At 47.8% G+C, this 17,593-nt stretch carries 15 protein-coding genes and 1 pseudogene; all 16 read right to left on the bottom strand.

Annotated features, from left to right (window positions below; genetic code table 11):
* Positions 1 to 66: 66 nt before the first annotated feature.
* On the bottom strand, positions 67 to 1,065 hold the full coding sequence (locus tag DW083_RS05605; protein WP_115498815.1) for a 2-hydroxyacid dehydrogenase: 999 nt from the start codon (positions 1,063 to 1,065) through the stop codon (positions 67 to 69).
* A gap of 126 nt (positions 1,066 to 1,191) precedes the next feature.
* Positions 1,192 to 1,323: a hypothetical protein gene (locus DW083_RS23330; RefSeq protein ID WP_255419785.1), complete on the bottom strand. Its 132-nt coding sequence runs from the start codon at positions 1,321 to 1,323 to the stop codon at positions 1,192 to 1,194.
* Positions 1,320 to 1,520 carry a DUF6722 family protein gene (locus DW083_RS05600; RefSeq protein WP_122331711.1) on the bottom strand — a complete coding sequence of 67 codons (201 nt, stop codon included), beginning with the start codon at positions 1,518 to 1,520 and terminating at the stop codon, positions 1,320 to 1,322. Before DW083_RS05600 ends, DW083_RS23330 begins: the two co-directional genes overlap by 4 nt.
* Positions 1,521 to 1,595: 75 nt before the next feature.
* Positions 1,596 to 2,774, bottom strand: coding sequence for a HAMP domain-containing sensor histidine kinase (locus tag DW083_RS05595; protein WP_122331710.1), 1,179 nt, complete (start codon positions 2,772 to 2,774; stop codon positions 1,596 to 1,598).
* Positions 2,771 to 3,448 (bottom strand): response regulator transcription factor, encoded by a 678-nt coding sequence (locus DW083_RS05590; protein WP_122331709.1) that lies wholly within the window; start codon positions 3,446 to 3,448, stop codon positions 2,771 to 2,773. Before DW083_RS05590 ends, DW083_RS05595 begins: the two co-directional genes overlap by 4 nt.
* A 53-nt stretch (positions 3,449 to 3,501) precedes the next feature.
* Positions 3,502 to 6,626 (bottom strand): annotated as a pseudogene (locus tag DW083_RS05585) (efflux RND transporter permease subunit).
* 24 nt (positions 6,627 to 6,650) lie between these two features.
* Positions 6,651 to 7,739 carry an efflux RND transporter periplasmic adaptor subunit gene (locus DW083_RS05580; RefSeq protein ID WP_122331708.1) on the bottom strand — a complete coding sequence of 363 codons (1,089 nt, stop codon included), beginning with the start codon at positions 7,737 to 7,739 and terminating at the stop codon, positions 6,651 to 6,653.
* A gap of 30 nt (positions 7,740 to 7,769) precedes the next feature.
* The gene (locus DW083_RS05575; RefSeq protein WP_122331707.1) at positions 7,770 to 9,017 is read right to left on the bottom strand and encodes a TolC family protein; all 1,248 of its coding nucleotides are present in this window, start codon (positions 9,015 to 9,017) and stop codon (positions 7,770 to 7,772) included.
* Between the two features lie 98 nt (positions 9,018 to 9,115).
* Positions 9,116 to 9,577 (bottom strand): septal ring lytic transglycosylase RlpA family protein, encoded by a 462-nt coding sequence (locus tag DW083_RS05570; protein ID WP_115498822.1) that lies wholly within the window; start codon positions 9,575 to 9,577, stop codon positions 9,116 to 9,118.
* A 47-nt stretch (positions 9,578 to 9,624) separates the two neighbouring features.
* Positions 9,625 to 11,004 carry a cytochrome c peroxidase gene (locus DW083_RS05565; protein WP_115498823.1) on the bottom strand — a complete coding sequence of 460 codons (1,380 nt, stop codon included), beginning with the start codon at positions 11,002 to 11,004 and terminating at the stop codon, positions 9,625 to 9,627.
* Positions 11,005 to 11,193: 189 nt separating this feature from the next.
* Positions 11,194 to 12,081, bottom strand: coding sequence for a hypothetical protein (locus tag DW083_RS05560; RefSeq protein ID WP_115498824.1), 888 nt, complete (start codon positions 12,079 to 12,081; stop codon positions 11,194 to 11,196).
* 6 nt (positions 12,082 to 12,087) lie between these two features.
* Complete coding sequence (gene lsrF, locus DW083_RS05555) at positions 12,088 to 12,960, bottom strand: 3-hydroxy-5-phosphonooxypentane-2,4-dione thiolase (RefSeq protein WP_115498825.1); 873 nt, start codon at positions 12,958 to 12,960, stop codon at positions 12,088 to 12,090.
* An 83-nt stretch (positions 12,961 to 13,043) separates the two neighbouring features.
* Positions 13,044 to 13,658 carry a DAK2 domain-containing protein gene (locus tag DW083_RS05550; RefSeq protein WP_122331706.1) on the bottom strand — a complete coding sequence of 205 codons (615 nt, stop codon included), beginning with the start codon at positions 13,656 to 13,658 and terminating at the stop codon, positions 13,044 to 13,046.
* Positions 13,659 to 13,665: 7 nt separating this feature from the next.
* Complete coding sequence (locus DW083_RS05545) at positions 13,666 to 14,682, bottom strand: dihydroxyacetone kinase subunit DhaK (RefSeq protein WP_115498827.1); 1,017 nt, start codon at positions 14,680 to 14,682, stop codon at positions 13,666 to 13,668.
* 33 nt (positions 14,683 to 14,715) lie between these two features.
* Positions 14,716 to 15,030 (bottom strand): hypothetical protein, encoded by a 315-nt coding sequence (locus DW083_RS05540; RefSeq protein WP_122331705.1) that lies wholly within the window; start codon positions 15,028 to 15,030, stop codon positions 14,716 to 14,718.
* A gap of 69 nt (positions 15,031 to 15,099) precedes the next feature.
* On the bottom strand, positions 15,100 to 17,535 hold the full coding sequence (gene ccsA / locus DW083_RS05535; protein ID WP_122331704.1) for a cytochrome c biogenesis protein CcsA: 2,436 nt from the start codon (positions 17,533 to 17,535) through the stop codon (positions 15,100 to 15,102).
* Between the last annotated feature and the right edge of the window lie 58 nt (positions 17,536 to 17,593).

Here is a 17,593-nt window from a genome sequence, read left to right as displayed (position 1 = left end):
TTGCCTGGCTCACACCGGACAATGGCCCCAAAAATATAATAAATCAGCGATATAAACATAGTCTTTTTACAGAATAACTTCGTTTACTAACGGACGGTGATGACGGAAATCATCGATGTTTTGAAGGGTAGTTTCTGCTATATTATGCAGCGCTTCCCTTGTAAAAAAAGCCTGGTGCGAAGTTACTATTACATTGTTAAAAGAGAGCAGACGGGCCAGTACATCATCGTCGATAATCTTATCGGACTTGTCTTCATAGAAATACTCACCTTCCTCCTCGTACACATCCAAACCGGCGGCTGCAATCTTCTTTTCCTTCAAGCCTTCGATCAGGTCGTTGGTGTTGATCAGCTGTCCGCGACCGGTGTTGATAATCATCACGCCGTCCTTCATCTTTGAGATGGAGTCTTTGTTGATCATATATTTCGTCTGGTCGGTCAGCGGACAATGCAAAGAGATAATGTCCGACTCACGATACAGCTCGTCCAGCGATACATAAGAGAAGCCTTCTTCTTCGGCAAACTTCAGGTCCGGATAAAGGTCATAAGCCAGAATACGCATGCCGAAGCCTTTCAGCATCCGGATCAGAATTTTGGCTATCTTTCCGGTGCCGATAATACCGATTGTCTTGCCGTGCATATCGAATCCCATCAAGCCGTTCAATGAGAAATTGCCGTCACGCGTACGCCAGTAGGCACGGTGAATCTTACGGTTGAGCGACAACATAAGGGCAAGCGAATATTCAGCTACAGCATAGGGCGAATAGGCCGGAACGCGCACGACCGGCAGTTTGCCTTTAGCTGCTTTCAAATCCACATTATTAAAACCGGCGCAGCGAAGGGCCAGCAGTTTGACGCCGTTGTCCACCATCGCGTCGATCACGGTAGCGTCGGCGGTGTCGTTTACGAAGATGCAGACAGCGTCCACACCTTGTGTCAGTACTACGTTATTCGGGTTCAGATGTCCTTTGTAGTAACGGATGTCGTAATTGTACTTTTCATTAACTTTGTCAAATGAAGCTATATCGTACGGTTTAGCTCCAAAGAATGCAATCTTATATGCCATATTATTTGTTTTTATATCTAACAATCAAAGAAGGCTAATTGTTGCTACAGCCAAACCGTCATAAAAACGAGGTCCGGCTAAGAAGTACTTAACCGGACCCAGTCTATAATTGATAAATAATATTTCTTATTCAGCTTCTTTTGAAGATTGCTCTTTCTTTTCTGCGGCAGCTTTACGCTTATTATCCAAATGAATAAAATAACCGCCAATGATAGCCGTCGAAAACACACACATTCCAATAAATATCATCATATTCATATACTACCTCCTTTCTTTTCTTCATTAAGAATTAAAACGAATCCTAACGCAATTGTAAATATAAAGAAAAAGAAACCCAAACCATATACAACAGCCGGATTAATATTTTCCGATACAATACTACTAAGGATTACTCCTCCGAAAATCAACTTTGAAATGTCTAATACAAAGACTCCAACTCTTTCTTTTATTTCCATAGCTAATACATTTAGTTAAACAATATCGCAAAGATAATCAATCTTTATTACCAAGCAAGCATTACTGCCTGAATCTTACGGAAATTCAATCGCCACCGTTGTCCCCTTGCCGACTTCCGAGAGAATATTCACCTCCGCCCCGTAGGTCCGCAGGATACGCATGGAAAGACTGAGGCCGATGCCGTGTCCGGCAAATTCCCGTGTATTGGAGGCACGGTAGAAAGGTTGGTACACACGGGTGATTTCCTCTTCCGGTATGCCGATGCCCGTATCGGTAATAGTTAAGGTAGCGCCTTTCAAACGCATTTCGACAGGCGCTTCCCCGGAATACTTACAGGCGTTATTCAGGATATTATTGATTGCTATCTTCAGCAGATACGGATTTGCCTGAATGACAAAAGCAAAGTTATCGGTTGTAAAGCGGATCCGATTGCCGACGAACTGCATCAGGAAATCGGCCAACAGGACTGTCTCGCGCTCATTCTTCAGTATTTCCTTATCCCCATGAGAGAGGAAGAGCAGATTTTTCATCAACTGGATAATCCGCTTTGTCTCCGACGCGATACGCCCCAAAGCGGCCTGATATTCGGCAGGCGTACGCTCTTTCAGCAGGCTGATTTCACATTCTCCCTGAATGGCCGTAAGCGGATTGTTCAGCTCATGAGAGGCATTACTGATAAAAGACTTCTCGCTCTGGTAAGCCGCATCTATACGGTCCACCATACGGGTTGCATACAGACGTCCTACAAAATAGACCAAGACTGCACTGACCACCAACATAGCCAGCAGCAGCCACCCGATCCGTTGCTGTATATCACCGCCATACTGGTTACTCGAAATCACCACAACAATAAAATTGCCCTCATTATCGGGATAATAGACTGCCGCCCCTAATTCCTTGTCTTTATGGAACCGGACAACATTGCCTTTATAAAGATCACTTATCTTATCGTCCGTCAGATAACGGGATAAAACAGTTCGTGTTTCGGCAAGACTGTCCGCATTCAGCAATATTTCCGAAGCGACCGGCAACGTCTCCTCATAGTGTTTCTGGATACGGGCATAGTCTTCCTCGTCGACCTCGTCTTTCTCCCAATGTTTCTCGGCAATAGCATATGCCTTTTCGGTCAGATAGGAATAATAAAGACGGCTGATGTAGTTAGTTGCCACAAAATAAAAAACAACTGTCACCATTGCAATAATGCCGATGGTGATAGTCGTATAAAAAAGAGCGATCTTATTTCCTGTTTTCATGCTTCCAACATATAGCCCACTCCCACCACGGTGCGGATCATTTTGTGGTCAAAATCCTTATCGATCTTACTGCGGAGATAGTTGACATAGACGTCCACCACATTCGTATTCGTATCGAAATTCTTATCCCATACGTTCTTCAGGAGCGTCAGGCGACTCTGTGCCATTCCCTGGTTCTGGATCAGATACTCAAGCAAGCGATATTCCTTAACGGTAAGATCGATCACAACCTTGCCGCGCGTAGCCCGGTGGCTGGACGGATCGAGTGTCAGTTCGCCACAGGTTAGAAGCGGAACGGCCGGCTCCGCTCCCGTACGCCGCAGGAGAGCTTTGATGCGCGCCTCCAGTTCCTGGAAACTGAAAGGTTTCACCAGATAATCATCGGCACCGGCATCCAGACCACTGACGATATCTTCCGTCGTTCCCAAAGCGGTCAGCATAATGACCGGCGACTGATAGCCATACGTCTGGCGGTATTGCTTACAGAGTTGCAGACCGTTCATCTTCGGCATGATAATATCGAGGATCAACAATTCGAAATCTTCCTGCTGAACCAACACCCAACCGGCCTGGCCATCATAGGCTACACGAACCTCGTGCCCGAACTCCAGCAACCCCCGTTCGATGAACGAGGCGATGTTTACTTCATCTTCTACTAATAATATCTTTGCCATTGTTTATATCGTGTATCAGACTACAAATATATTAAATTATTCCTGACACCCCGTTACAACCTGCGTTGTAACAATTTCCCTTCCTTATCGTAAAGCATCCGGCGATAGAAAGCCTCCACCATCAACGGAAAGACGAAAAGAGTGAAGAATGTCGCACCGATCAGACCGCCGATAATAACGATTGCCAACGGACGCTGGCTTTCCGAACCGATACCATGACTCAAGGCTGCCGGCATCAAACCTATTGCGGCCATCGACGCAGTCATCAGGACGGAACGCACACGCGAACGGACACTTTGTTTCACCGCCACATCCAACGGGCTACGGGCTTTCAGGTTACTCTTGATATCCGAAATCATAATCACCCCGTTCTGTATACAGATACCGAAAAGGGCGATAAACCCGATACCGGCCGAGATAGAAAAATTAAACCGCGTTATCAACAAAGCGAGGATGCCTCCAACAGCAGCATAGGGCACATTCAGCAAAACCAATCCTGCATCGCGGGCATTTCCGAAGAGAACGAAAAGGATGATAAAGATAATCGCAATACTGACGGGTACGACTTGTGCCAACCGCTTTGTCGCACGCTGCTGGTTCTCAAAATCACCGGTCCATTTCAGGGTATATCCTTCGGGAAGATTCACCTGTTTTTGTACTTTCTGCTGCGCCTCGGCAACAGCCGTTCCCATATCACGTCCGCGGACAGAGAACTTAACGGCACAGAAACGGGCATGATTGTCACGATAGATAATCAGCGGTCCGGTAATCGTCCGGATATCAGCCAGTTCTTTAATCGGAATCATAGCCCCGTCACGCGCCGGAACCAATATCTTCCCGATCTCTTCTTCGCCACGGCGGAACGTGGAGTCGTAACGCACCATGATATTGAACTTCCGCTCATCCTCATAAAGCAATGAAGCACTTTTGCCACCTATCGCCATCTCGATGATCGACTGTACATCCTCTTTAGCAACGCCATAGCGTGCCAGACGGGATTCATTCAGTTCGATCCGGAGTTCCGGCTGCCCGATATTGCGGATGACGCCCAAGTCTTCTATGCCGTCTACGGTCTGTAATACCTTATAGACTTCGACCGCTTTTTTCTCCGATTCATATAAATCTTTACCGAAGACCTTCACCGCAATAGAGCCTTTCACACCGCTGGCAGCCTCTTCCACATTATCACTGATCGGTTGCGAGAAGTTGAAATCCACACCCGGATAAACATCCAGCCTGTCCTGCATTTTATCTATCAGTTCCGCCTTTGTCAACTTGCTTTTCCATTCTTTCTCGGGATAGATGTCCACATGGAACTCGATATTGTAGAAACCCGTCGCATCCGTCCCGTCATTCGGGCGTCCCGTCTGCGAAAGTACTTGCCGGACCTCCGGATAGGAAGCTAACGTACGCCTCATCTGGTTTGCCAGTTTCACAGACTCATCCAACGAGATACTCTGCGGAAGCGTCGCACGGATATAGATAGAACCTTCGTTCAACTGCGGCAAGAATTCCGTCCCCAAAAGTGTGAAACACCACAACCCTACGGCTGCAACTAAAGTCGTAACGGTTATCGTCATCCGTTTATGGGCATGGCAGCGGTCGAACAACCCTGTTGCAGCCCGGTTCACCCAAGCAAGAAACGGGTTATGTTTCTCGCGCACATTCTTTTTCAACAGCATCGACGAAAGAACCGGTACAAGCGTCAATGTAAAGATCAACGCTCCTAACAAGGCAAACCCGAGCGTGTAAGCAAGCGGACTGAACATCTTCCCTTCCACTTTCTGGAAAGAGAAGATCGGAACCAAAGCCGTAATAATAATCAGTTTGGAGAAGAACACGGCTTTCGCCTGGTCTTTCGCCGTATGCCGGATAATACCCATCTTACTCATCACGTTGAAGGCCGGCATCCCGACCTCGCGCGCTTTCTTGTCGAGCGCGACAAACAGCCCCTCCACCATCACGACAGCCCCGTCGATGATGATACCGAAGTCGATCGCCCCCATAGACAGCAGGTTAGCACTCATTCCCATCACCCGAGGCAGATGAAGGCAAAGAGCAGCGCCAACGGTATGATGATGGACACCACTACCGTTGTACGCCAGTCCGCCATAAAAATCAACACAATGAAAGTTACCAGTAAAATACCTTCTATCAAGTTATGCGTAACCGTACGCACAGCGAGATTCACCAAATCCTCCCGGTCGTAGAACGGTACGATCTGCACATCTTCCGGCAACGCATTTTGCTGGATATCGGCAATCTTATCCTTCAGCGCGGCAATCACTTCGCCGGGATTCTCCCCTTTCCGCATCACGATGATTCCTTGCACGACGTCGTCCTCTTCCATCCGGCCTACCTGTCCGAGACGCGGCAGGCATGACTCATGCACATCCGCCAGGTTTTTAACCAAAATAGGCGTTCCGTTGATGTTCTTGACAACGATGTTCTCGATCTCCTTCACATCATTGATCAGACCGATACCACGGACGACATACGCCTGCGAACTGCGTGTAATCACATCACCGCCCACATTGATATTACTCTTGGCAATGGCATCATACAGTTCGAGCGTCGTCACTCCATAGTTAATCAACTGGTTCGGATTCACGCTCACTTCAAACGTCTTGACTTCACCGCCAAAGCTGACGATGTCCGCCACTCCGGGCACCGCACGCAGCTTCCGCTCGATCACCCAGTCCTGGAACGTCTTCAACTCGCGCACCGTCCGTTTGTCACTGCGCAGCGTATAGCGGAAAATCTCCCCTGTCGGTCCGTACAAAGGTTGTACCTCGGGTGTCACGCCTTCCGGCAGGTCGGCATCGTTCAGCAGGTTATAGACTTGTTGGCGGGCATAGAAATCGTCTACATCATCGTCAAACATCACATTGATCACCGACAACCCGAACAAGGTCGTACTCCGGATATCCGTCTTCTTCTGTACCGGATTCATGGCTATCTCGATCGGGATCGTGATAAACTTCTCGATCTCTTCTGCACTTCGTCCCGGCCACTGGGTGATGATGGTCACCTTCGTATTCGTCACATCAGGAAAGGCATCGACGGGCGTATGCAGGAAACTGACAGCTCCGGCAATAATGGCTATCATGGTCAGGAAAAAGATAAAGAACTTGTTCCTGAGGGAAAAGGTGATAATCTTATCTATGAATGTATGCATCTTGTCTTCTCTTCTAAAGGATCATTATTTCAGCGCATTGTAAACTAACAACGCATTCTTGTTCACTACCCGATCGCCCTCTTTCAAACCGGTATTCAGGTAGCAATACTTGTCAGTCTGTTTATAGACATCGACCTCCTGCATGCGGAGGTATCCATCCGCGCCGACACATACGACATACTGTTTGCCCCCTTCAAATATCAGGGCATGGGCCGGAATACGGGGCATAAGTTCCCCTTCCACCCGGCATTGCACATACACATTCGTAAACATTCCCGGTTTAAGCATATAATCCTTATTATTCAATTTGATACGTACTTTCATTGTTTTGCTCTCATCATCCAATATGTTATAAACCTTATCGATCGTCCCGGTGAACTCCTTATCCTTCCCATAAGCAAGTGTCGTAATACGGACATCCGCACCTTCGTTTACCTTCCGGATATCGCCTTCATACACATCAGCCATCACCCAAACGTTGTCAAGACCGGAAACGGTAAATAACTCTTCTCCCTGATCGGAACGGATCAACATATTCTTGCTGATATTCTTTTCCACCACAAAACCGGAAACGGGAGATACAATATTATAAGTCGAGTTCGCATTGATTTGATAGATATCATAAACTTCCCGAAGCCTTTTCACCTCTGCCTTTGCATTAGCTGCCTCCTGTTCGGCTTGCAGAAGATCGCGTTCGGAAGCGGTTCCGCTATCAAGCATATCGCGCGTCGCCTCGAGGTTGCGGTTTGCCAATGCGAGCTGGTGCTCGGCATCTTTCTGTTGCTTTTCGAAATCAGCCACTTCACTGCTTCGGATAACAGCAAGGACATCGCCTTTGCGGATATAATCGCCAATCTCCACGTTTACCTGTGCAATGGTTCCGCCGAAGATGGGATAGACATGGGCAACCTGCCCGGCATCGAAAGTCACACGTCCGTTCAATAGCAGTTCGTTATTTAATGCGGTTTCTCGGACGGTGTCAATAGAGATGACCTGTTGAAGGCTATCCGTCAACATCAGACCGTCAGCCGCTTTTTCCTGTACTGCCACCTGTTTACCACAAGAGGCGAACAAGGGAAGCAAAAGAATTATTAATAAATTATTCTTATTCATATGTTTTTGAGTTTATTTTATTTATCCGTATTAATCTCCTACAACCGTATTCAAGTCTTCCACAGCTTGCAACACATTCTTCTTTATGTTATACAACTGCAGACAGGTTTCCTTATAAGCCTGATAGTAGTCGATAAATTCCAACAGGCTGATATTACGCTTCTGGAAACCCGTATTCACCCCTTCAATGATACGATTGAAATCCCGTTCCAGCTCATAGTCGGACGAACGGTATAACTGTAAAGCCTTTTCCAGTTTGGCATAGCAGGCAAACAGTTCGTTATCCACTTGCCGGCGGACTAACTCCGCCCAGCTATTGTTCTGCAATACCGAGAGGCGCGCCGATTTAATATTCCCCTGATTGCGATTGAAAATCGGGACCGATACGCTTAGCCCGATTGCGAAATAATTATTACAGAAGTTTCCTGCCCTGTCATACGCACCTTTCAGGCTCACTTCCGGGAATGCAAGTGATTTTTGCAGCCGCACGTCCGCTTCCGACGCCCGTATGCCCGCCTCAGCTAACTTCTGGTCCGGACGGATGGAAAGGCGGGCGCTCAACTCGGCAAACGGGAGCTTATCCAGGTCAATACGTTCCAATACCGATTCATCGAAAAGCGGTTCCAGAAGCTCACTGCTTTTCAATCCTAACAGTAGCCGGAGATCGCCTTGCAAAGTGACCAATTCGTTGGAAAGATCATTCCTCTCCTGCTGCAGCGAAAGCAAAAGAGCCTGTACACGAGACTTCTCCAGCAGGGAGACATTCCCCTTTGCACTCTGCTCCTTATAGACATTGAGCAATGTCGACAGATAACCAATCTCACGGTCGTAGACCGATACAGACTTTTGCGTATAATAAAGATCGATAAACTTAGATTTCAGCTCTCCCCGCAGTGTACGGAGAACTTCCTCAAACTGGTAGACAGCCATTTCCTTATTGATCTTTTCCAGACGGACACGCTTGTTACGCTGACCGGCAATGTAGATCAGCTGCTCGATCTCCACAACGGCTTCCCCTTCACGCCCTACGTCAAAATATTTGCCGTTATTACGGTTATAGATATTCTGTTCGAGTGAGATTACGGGGTTATCGAACAGTTTCGCCTGAATGATTTCGGCTTCGGCCATGTCAATGTTGTAGCGCTCGGCTATCAACGAAAGATTACACGTGGTAAAACGCCCGACCGCATCTTCCAAAGACAGTTTAACGGTATTATCCTGCGCCGTAACCGTCCATATACGGAAAAATAATAACACAAATAAAACAGGTTTATACATTTGCTTTTTCTTTTTTGGGCAAATGTACGGACCTGCGATTTTACCAGTCTGTATATCTGATTAGAAAACTCTTAGGTGAGATTAGAAAATCATTAGATTTATTTATTAATCTCCATCCTGTAAGGAGGCTTCGGACGAAGATGATCAACCTTTAAGAAAGGTATTTCAGGATAAAGGAAGTCGAGGAAACTAAGATCGATCTTTCCGGGAACGACTTCGATACGGACACGGGCAAGTCCTTTTTTCTTAAATCCTAACAGTTCGGCGGCACCGTCGGAAACATCGATAATACGTCCTTTGCGGAAGGGACCGCGATCAGTGACACAGACAATCACCCGCTTCATATTGGAAAGGTTCGTGACACGGAGGTAAGTACCGAAAGGATAGGTCCGGTGGGCAGCCACCAGCTCGTCGTTATCATGGATACTCCCATCGGCCGCCTTACGTCCATGAAAACGCTTGTGGTAATAAGAAGCAAGCCCTTCCTCCTGGCCCCACGCTTCACCGACACTCGTGAGAGCGACCAGCAGAAGAATGATATGTACCAGACGGAAGGGCATGCACGTTATTGTTTGTATTACTTAGCAATAACGCAAAAAACCGGATTTTATTGTAACAGCTCGCCGTTATACTCTCCGGTTAGCGTATTCAGGAATGCCACAATACTCTTGGTATCGTCAGAAGAAATATTCTTACCGATCTGGAACTGGTGCATGATGCGGATAGCGTCTTCCACTGTGGCAATCGAACCGTCGTGCATATACGGAGGCGTAAGCATCACGTTACGCAATGTCGGTGTCTTGAAACGGTGGCGATCCTGTTCATTCTTGGTAACGGCATAGCGTCCGTTGTCTCCATCGGTCAGCCCCGTACCGCGATAATCGAAGTAGTTGTCCTTGATACCCATGTATTCAAACGACTGTCCGCCAAGGTTCGCACCGGTATGGCAAGTTGCACATTTGTTTTCCTTGAACAATTCGTAACCGGCAATTTCTTCGGCAGTCAAAGCTGTTTTATCGCCCATCAGATACTTGTCGAAACGGCTCGGAGTGAGCAGTGTCTTTTCAAATTCGGCAATTGCATCGGTTATAGTCGACTGGTTGAAACCTTCCGGATAGACTTCCAGAAAACGTTTGCTCAACTCTTTATCTTCAGCCAGCTTAGCCGAGATATCGTCGAACGAAAGGCTACCCATTTCCACCGGATTCAGAGGAGGACCGGCAGCCTGTTCTTTCAGGTCGGCAGCACGTCCGTCCCAGAACTGGAGGATATTCAGAGCTGAGTTATAGACCGTCGGAGCATTCACGCCACCAAACTGCCCGTCAATACCTTCGGAATATTGTTTACGGTCCACACCTGCGGTAGCCAATCCGTGACAAGTTGCACAGGAAATCGTATTATCACCCGAAAGGCGTGTGTCGTGATAGAGATCGAAGCCCAATGCCACCTTTGCCGGATCGGTCGGAATCGATACAGGCAGTGGCTGTACTGGTTCGTTGGCAAATTCTTCAGCGACAGTCGGTGTCGAGTAATTCTTTTTGCGTACGTCTTTAGCCCATGAGAGCAGTACAGCCTTTTCACTGCTGTCAAGCGTGGTACCCCAATGCATCGGCATATGGGAATACTTGGCGGGAGGCATGGAGCCGGAAAGAGCGGCATCCTCCACCTTTGCCAGGTCGGATTCGGAAACGAGTTTGCCATTGTCGAGCGCATCCAGCATAGCCGTCAGATCCAGATAGCGTGTACCCTCCCGCATATCAGCCTTTACCGTCGGGCCGATCAGGGGAAGTTTGCCATAGAAAGGAAGCGGTGCCGTAGCCGAGTGACATTCCATGCATCCGTTCTCCCGAAGAATGGAAGCAACCTGTTTTGCCTGGTTATCCGCATACTTCTTGTATTCGGAAGAACCACACGAAGGCAATACCAGAGCCAGTGCAAGCAGCCCTACAGGTAATGCCGTCCTCTTACTAAGAATAGTGTTAAGCATAAATATTGGTTTATTTAGATTTGTTAAGTACAAAGGTAACATAGAAAAATCAAGCGCTACGCAGAACAGGGATAAGTTTTATCTATGGGCCGATAAATAAAACCTATATACAACCTTTTGGCTAAAAAAAATACCCTATAACCTGTCTCGCAAAAGGCTATAGGGTAGAAAGATAAAACAGTATCGCGATTATTCGATCGCACTGATTGTAGAAATCATACCGAACTTTTCATTGTCATTCAAGCTCCAAAGTATTTCGCCTTTCTCGTTGATCTCAAATACCTGCGGGCTGTTGGCCTCTACGGCATTCTTGTCGTGGCCCTGCCAGTTGCAGACATACAGACCGCCATCCTTTGCGGGAAGCAGACCGGCAACAAAGAAGAGACGGGCGCCTTTGATATCATTCTCGCCGAAACGACGAGCTACCTGGCCGTTATCGAGATTCACTTCCATCAGGGAATGACCATCGCCACAGGCAACCCAATAGTTACCGTTAGCCAAAGCTAACGTAGTAAAAGGAGTACCTTCAAGCGTTGTAATCTTCACCACTTCACCAGCCGGAGATATCTCGCGAACCTGTGAAGTAGCGAAGAGAGGCATCAGGTAGTTACCACGTTCGTTCTTGTTTAGCTGACGGAACTGGGCGTGCGGATGTTCGATACCTGTTTCGTACTCGGTACGCGACAGGATATCACCTTTCGGGCTTACTTCCATGATTACAGCCGGATGGCCTACCCAACCTAACAAATAGTTGCCGTCGGACAATACGCGGGCAGTCTGCATCTCGCAAGTATCCGGAGCTGCAATATTCCAGATTTCCTGGTGATTGCGGTCGATTAGCTTCGCTCCTCTGGCATAAGCAAAGAGGATGTTACCATCCGGAGTGGCAACAGCGGAATTACATTCCCATCCTTTTTCAAGAGGATGCTCCCATTCCACCTGCTTGGTGTTCTTATCGATGATCACGATCTTGTTCCAGCCGGAGCCGCCTAACAGTAATTTCTCTGTTTTCTTCTCGCAGGAAGTGGCAGTCACCAGCAACAATGCAGAACAGAGATATGTAAATAATCTACGCATGGCTTATTATTTTGACAAATCCTTGAACATTTCAAAGCCTTGTTCCGGCGTCAGACCTTCGTGTACAACTGCATGTACAGCCTGGATCATGGCAGCAGGGCTTTCGCTCTGGAAGACATTACGTCCCATATCGACACCAGCAGCACCATCGTTAACGGCGTTATAGCAGAGTTCGAGCGCTTCTTTCTCAGGGAGTTTCTTACCGCCGGCAATCACTACGGGAACCGGACAGGAAGCAGCAACCTTTTCAAAACCGTCGCAATAGTAAGTCTTCACGATAGAAGCTCCGTTTTCAGCACATACGCGGGAAGCCAGTGCGAAATAACGGGAGTCGCGTGCCATTTGTTTGCCGACAGCCGTAACGCCCATCACAGGAATACCGTAGCGGTTACCCATGTCCACGGCTTCAACCAGATTGGCAGCCGTTATCGCTTCCTGGTCGCCGTCACCGGCAGAGAACATGACTGCCAATGCGGATGCATTGCAGCGGATTGCATCTTCGATGTCGATCAGAACGTTACGGTTCAGTTCCGTAAGAATTGTCGAGCCGGCATCCGAGCGCAAGCAGACAGGTTTATTGATATTAGCAGGGATCGAAGTTTGCAGGATACCGCGTGTACACATGATACAATCGGCATACTGTACGAGAGGAACGATGTTCAGGTCGATACGTTCCAAACCGGAAGTCGGTCCCATAATAAATCCATGGTCGAATGCCAACATAACGGCACGACCTGTTTTCGGGTTGAAGATACGGGAAAGACGGTCTTTCATCCCCCAGGGTAAGTTAGACGCACCTTTTACATGAAAATTATCAAATTGAGAAGTCTGTCCGAAACCATAGTTGTTTGCTTCTCTGAAACCATCCATATCTGGCATAGTGTTATTCCTTTCTTTATTTGTTATACAGTTAATTAAATCAGACGAAGGGCGGTTCACGAACCGTCCCTACGAGGAGTGTGTTATAATGCCTGGGCGAATGAAGCAAACATACAGCTCCAGGAAGTAGCGCCACTGTCGGCATAACCGATGGAACGCTCACCGTAGTTACGGGCACGACCGAAGTTAGCTTTCATATCGACAGTCGAAGCAGCACCGGCAAGAGCGGCTTTTGCACCGGCTTCCAGTATTTCTTTGATGTCGTCGGAAGAGCATGCCTGAATAGCATCCACAGCAGGGATCAGTGCGTCCATCATGGTCTTGTCGCCTTTCTGGGCTTTTGTCTGTTTCTGCACGTTGGCAAGGCCGCCGGCAAACATCGCTTTCACTCCGGCTGCATCCAGCTCCGTTCCAGCAGCATGGTCACTCATACCTAAGAAAAAGGCACCCAGCAGGGTGCTGGTAGAACCGCTCACCTGCAGCATGACATCGAAACCCATATCGTTCAGCATGGATTTAAACTCTGTTCCTTTCTGAGCCGTAGCAACGATGGCGGACATAGCCGTTACAATCGCCTGTCCGTGGTCGCCATCACCGATAACGGCGTCCAGTTTAGAGAATTCGTCTTCGCGTTCTTTGATGTTCTTCAAGGCGGTGTCCAGCATCGCCTTGAAGTTCTCGATAGTCAATTGTTTCATATCTCGTTTATTTACCGATTGTTGTCCAGTAAGGTGCATCAGCACGTTTATTCTTCAGATAGTCGATATGGTCTTCGTCAAGGATAGCCATGATCATCTGGAAACCGGCCTGTTCCTGTACGGTCAGGATTTCCTGGATGCGGCTCACGACAACCTGCAAACCACGGGCTTCCAATTCCTTGTAGGCTTTACGGAAGATAATGTTCAGTTCCATGTGTGTAGTAGCTCCTACACCGTTGATGATAAGCATCATCTTATCGCCGGCCTTCGGCTGAAGCTGCTGGCAGAGCAGGTCCACCATTTCAGCAGCCGTATCGTCAGCTGATACCAACGGCTTCTGTCCGCCGCCGCCTTCACCATGCTGCCCCATACCGATCTCCATGATACCGGCAGGCAGGTCAGTGATCGTACCACCATTCTGCGGATGTGTACAAGAGCGCATAGCGACAGCCAGAGTTGCTACATTTTTATTATAACGTTCTGCTATTTCAGCCAGCTCATCCAGTGATTTGCCTTCTTCGGCGGCAGCACCCAGTATCTTGTACAATGGCACACATCCGGCCAGACCGCGGCGGTCGTCTATGTTAGCACCGATACCGGCACTGATATCATCATGAGTCAGCACTTGCTTCACCTTGATGCCTACACGTTCTGCCAACTGGCAAGCCATGTTTGCACTCATCACGTCACCCGAATGGTTTAGGACAACTAACAGGATGCCGGCTTCGCGCTTCATCAGTTGCAAAGCCTGGAAAAGACGTTGTGCACCGGGAGCAGCAAACACATCTCCGACTACGGAGCAGTCCAGCATACCTTCGCCAACGAATCCGCTCAATGCAGGTTCATGGCCGGAACCGCCCAAGGTAACGATAGCGACCTTGTCTTCGCTCTTCGGATTCGCGCGTACTACGATGTTTTCACCTCCCAATTTAACCTGGTCGGGATATGCCAATACATAACCTTCCAACAATTCGGGTGTTATCTGTTCAGGATCATTTATGAATTTTGTCTTAATGTCTGACATGGTATTTTCCTCCTATTTAAGTTATTTATATTATTATTTAATCTCCATGATTTCAATGGCAATGCCTTCTTCTTCGATGAAAGCGATCGTAAGATGTTCGTCACACACAGCCGGACCAAAAATAACCTTTTTACCTTTCAGCTCTTCTTCCAAGGAAGGAACGGTGTAAGCGATATGTCCCTGTTTCTGCACCAGCTCGGGCAGACAGCTTCCTGCTTCAAATTTCAGGAACTCAATACGGTTCGGGCTCTTGCTGTAATCCGTCAACCATACACTCAGGCCTTCATTATACATAGCCCCTTCTACTTTTTCTGTCGTTACGATACCGACGTGATTAAATGTTCTCATGACTAATTAATTTTAAGTGTTCGTAATATTATTCGTTGTTAATTCTATCTACTTCAAAGCATAAAAACTTTATACTCCCCTCTTCCATCCTCTATGTGACAGGAAAGCCAGAACGACGACGACTCCCAATGCCATATATAGATAGGCGAATATTCCATTCACATTATCATTCTGCCCGTATGAATGCATCCCGCTCAGGAAATAATTGACACCGAAGAAAGTCATCAGTACAGAGGCAAACGCAACGACGGACGTTAAGTTGAACAACCAGGGGTTATTCCAACGTTTTACCAAGTGAAGATGGGCAACCACGGCATAAACAACCATCGTAATCAGCGCCCAAGTCTCCTTCGGATCCCATCCCCAGTAACGGCCCCATGATTCGTTAGCCCAGACAGCTCCGAGGAACGTCCCGACGGTCATCAGGGCAAGTCCTACCCAAAGCGCCATTTCGTTCACGATACTCAGCTCCATGATACGTACCTTCAACATTTCCGCATTCTTCTTTCCCATAATGGACATCATCACCATATTGGTCAACCCAATCAGACAACTGATACCGAAGAAACCGTAGGCAGCCACGATAACCGCAACATGGAACATCAGCCAGGGAGATTTCAGAACAGGTACAAGCGGATTGATCTCCGGATCCATCCAGTTCAGGCTGGACACAAAAAGAATGATACCACCGAACAGGGTAGCCAACGCAAAGGTGATCGTACTGCGGCGTACGAACAACAGACCGGCCAGGACAGTCGCCCATCCGACATAGACCATCGTCTCGTATGAATTGCTCCAGGGAGCATAGCCTCCGATATACCAACGCATACCCATACCAAACATATGGTAATGGAATACAACCAACACACCGATACCCAGTAGCCAGGCAGTCATCTTCATCCAGCGGCTCTGACGGAACAGCATACCAAAAGAGAGGACCAGCAACAGCCCGCCCAGGATCAGATAGCCGATCTTGCAATAGCGGAAGACATCCATCTTGTTGTATTTCAACTCTGCCTCCATCCGTTTGGGACTGATATCGAGTGTTTTGTTCTTTGCCTGCTGATACGTGCCGATCATCCCTACCACTTCGTCGGCTTTTGCCCAGTCGCCGCTCTTTAACGCCTCCTGCACTTCGCCTAAATACCATTCGAGGATGCGGGATACAAACATGGAGTCCTTACCGGCAAAAACCGAAAGGTCATCCCCCGGCGCATACCATTTATGATTCGGATCGTTCTCCTTCGGGAAGAGGTTCAACATCTGGTGGTTCATCAACTGATGGACGATGTTCATCTGTTCGTCCAGTTTCATCAAATCCTTATCGAAACGGGTACGCTGGGCAGGCATTTTATTATAAGCCTCTTCCAGCTTATCCTGTAACTTATAATTACCGTTACTGTCGAAAACCTGGATATAAGCACATTCGCCGTCCGTCAGATCATAGTAGTTTGCTAATTCGGGGTTAGACAAAGCGATAAAAGGAACCCGCATCCACATATCCGGCATAGCCAGAAGGCTCAACAGGAACTGGTCGGAATTCAGTTTGCCGATCTTATCCGATTTATGGAGTTTACGAAGCACTTCGGAAGAGAACGTATTGACCGGCATCATACGCCCGTTAGCCGACTGGATCGGCAGCGCGCCGAACAGCTCGGCATGGGCAGGGCTCACCTGGTATTTCTGTACGGCATCCAGCATGGGAGAAGCATCACCTTTTGCTTCCGCCTGCATGGAGAAAGCCAGTAAGGCAAGCAACACAACCGCTACATCCATCGCCCGGCGCAGTTCTTTCAACCGGCGGCTCTGACGCATAAAACGGGAATCTTTACCGACCAGGCTGAGAATCAAACCAACCAGCAATATCAAGTAACCGGTATAAGTTATATTCCGTCCGGCCACATCACGGTTGACGGAAAGGATGGTTCCGTGTTCGTCCTGGTCATAGGAAGCCTGGAAGAAGCGGTAACCTTTTACATCCAAAATATTATTCATATAAATCCGTTCTTCACGATCCTGTCCGTCCACATGGACAATTACTTCGCTCTCGTACGACGAAGGACTGGCGGAACCGGGATAACGGGTTAAGGTGAATTTCTTCAGTTCAACGGAAAAAGGCAGGGTATGATAGGTTGTGTTATCGGAAGTACGGACAGCAATCCGGTTGCTTGTCTCTCCTTCACGCAAATGCAGGATGCCTTCCTCACCGAAAAGGAAAGAGGTGAGAGCTCCTAATAGGATGATGATAAAAGCAAAATGAGTCAGTATCAGTCCCCATTTGCCACGTTTCAGGTATTGGTGTTTGACGACTGCCGCCAGGAAATTGACAACTAAAAGGAATTGAAGAAGGAAAAATAGAGGGGAATAATAAACCATTGCTTTGGCTGCAGCTGTACCGTGATACTTTTCAATGAAAGTGGCAACAGCCAGACCAAAGGCATAAATCAGTAACAGGACAATCGTCGTTACAAAAGAGGAGAAAAATCTTTCGAGACTTGTTTTCATTTACATTATAATTAGAGTTCACAGATGCGGCAAATGTACGCAGATTAATCGTGCAATG

This window comes from Parabacteroides sp. AF48-14 (assembly GCF_003477465.1).
Taxonomy (GTDB): domain Bacteria; phylum Bacteroidota; class Bacteroidia; order Bacteroidales; family Tannerellaceae; genus Parabacteroides; species Parabacteroides acidifaciens.
Note: the sequence above shows the minus strand (reverse complement) of the source record. Positions and strands in the feature narration are given on the sequence as shown.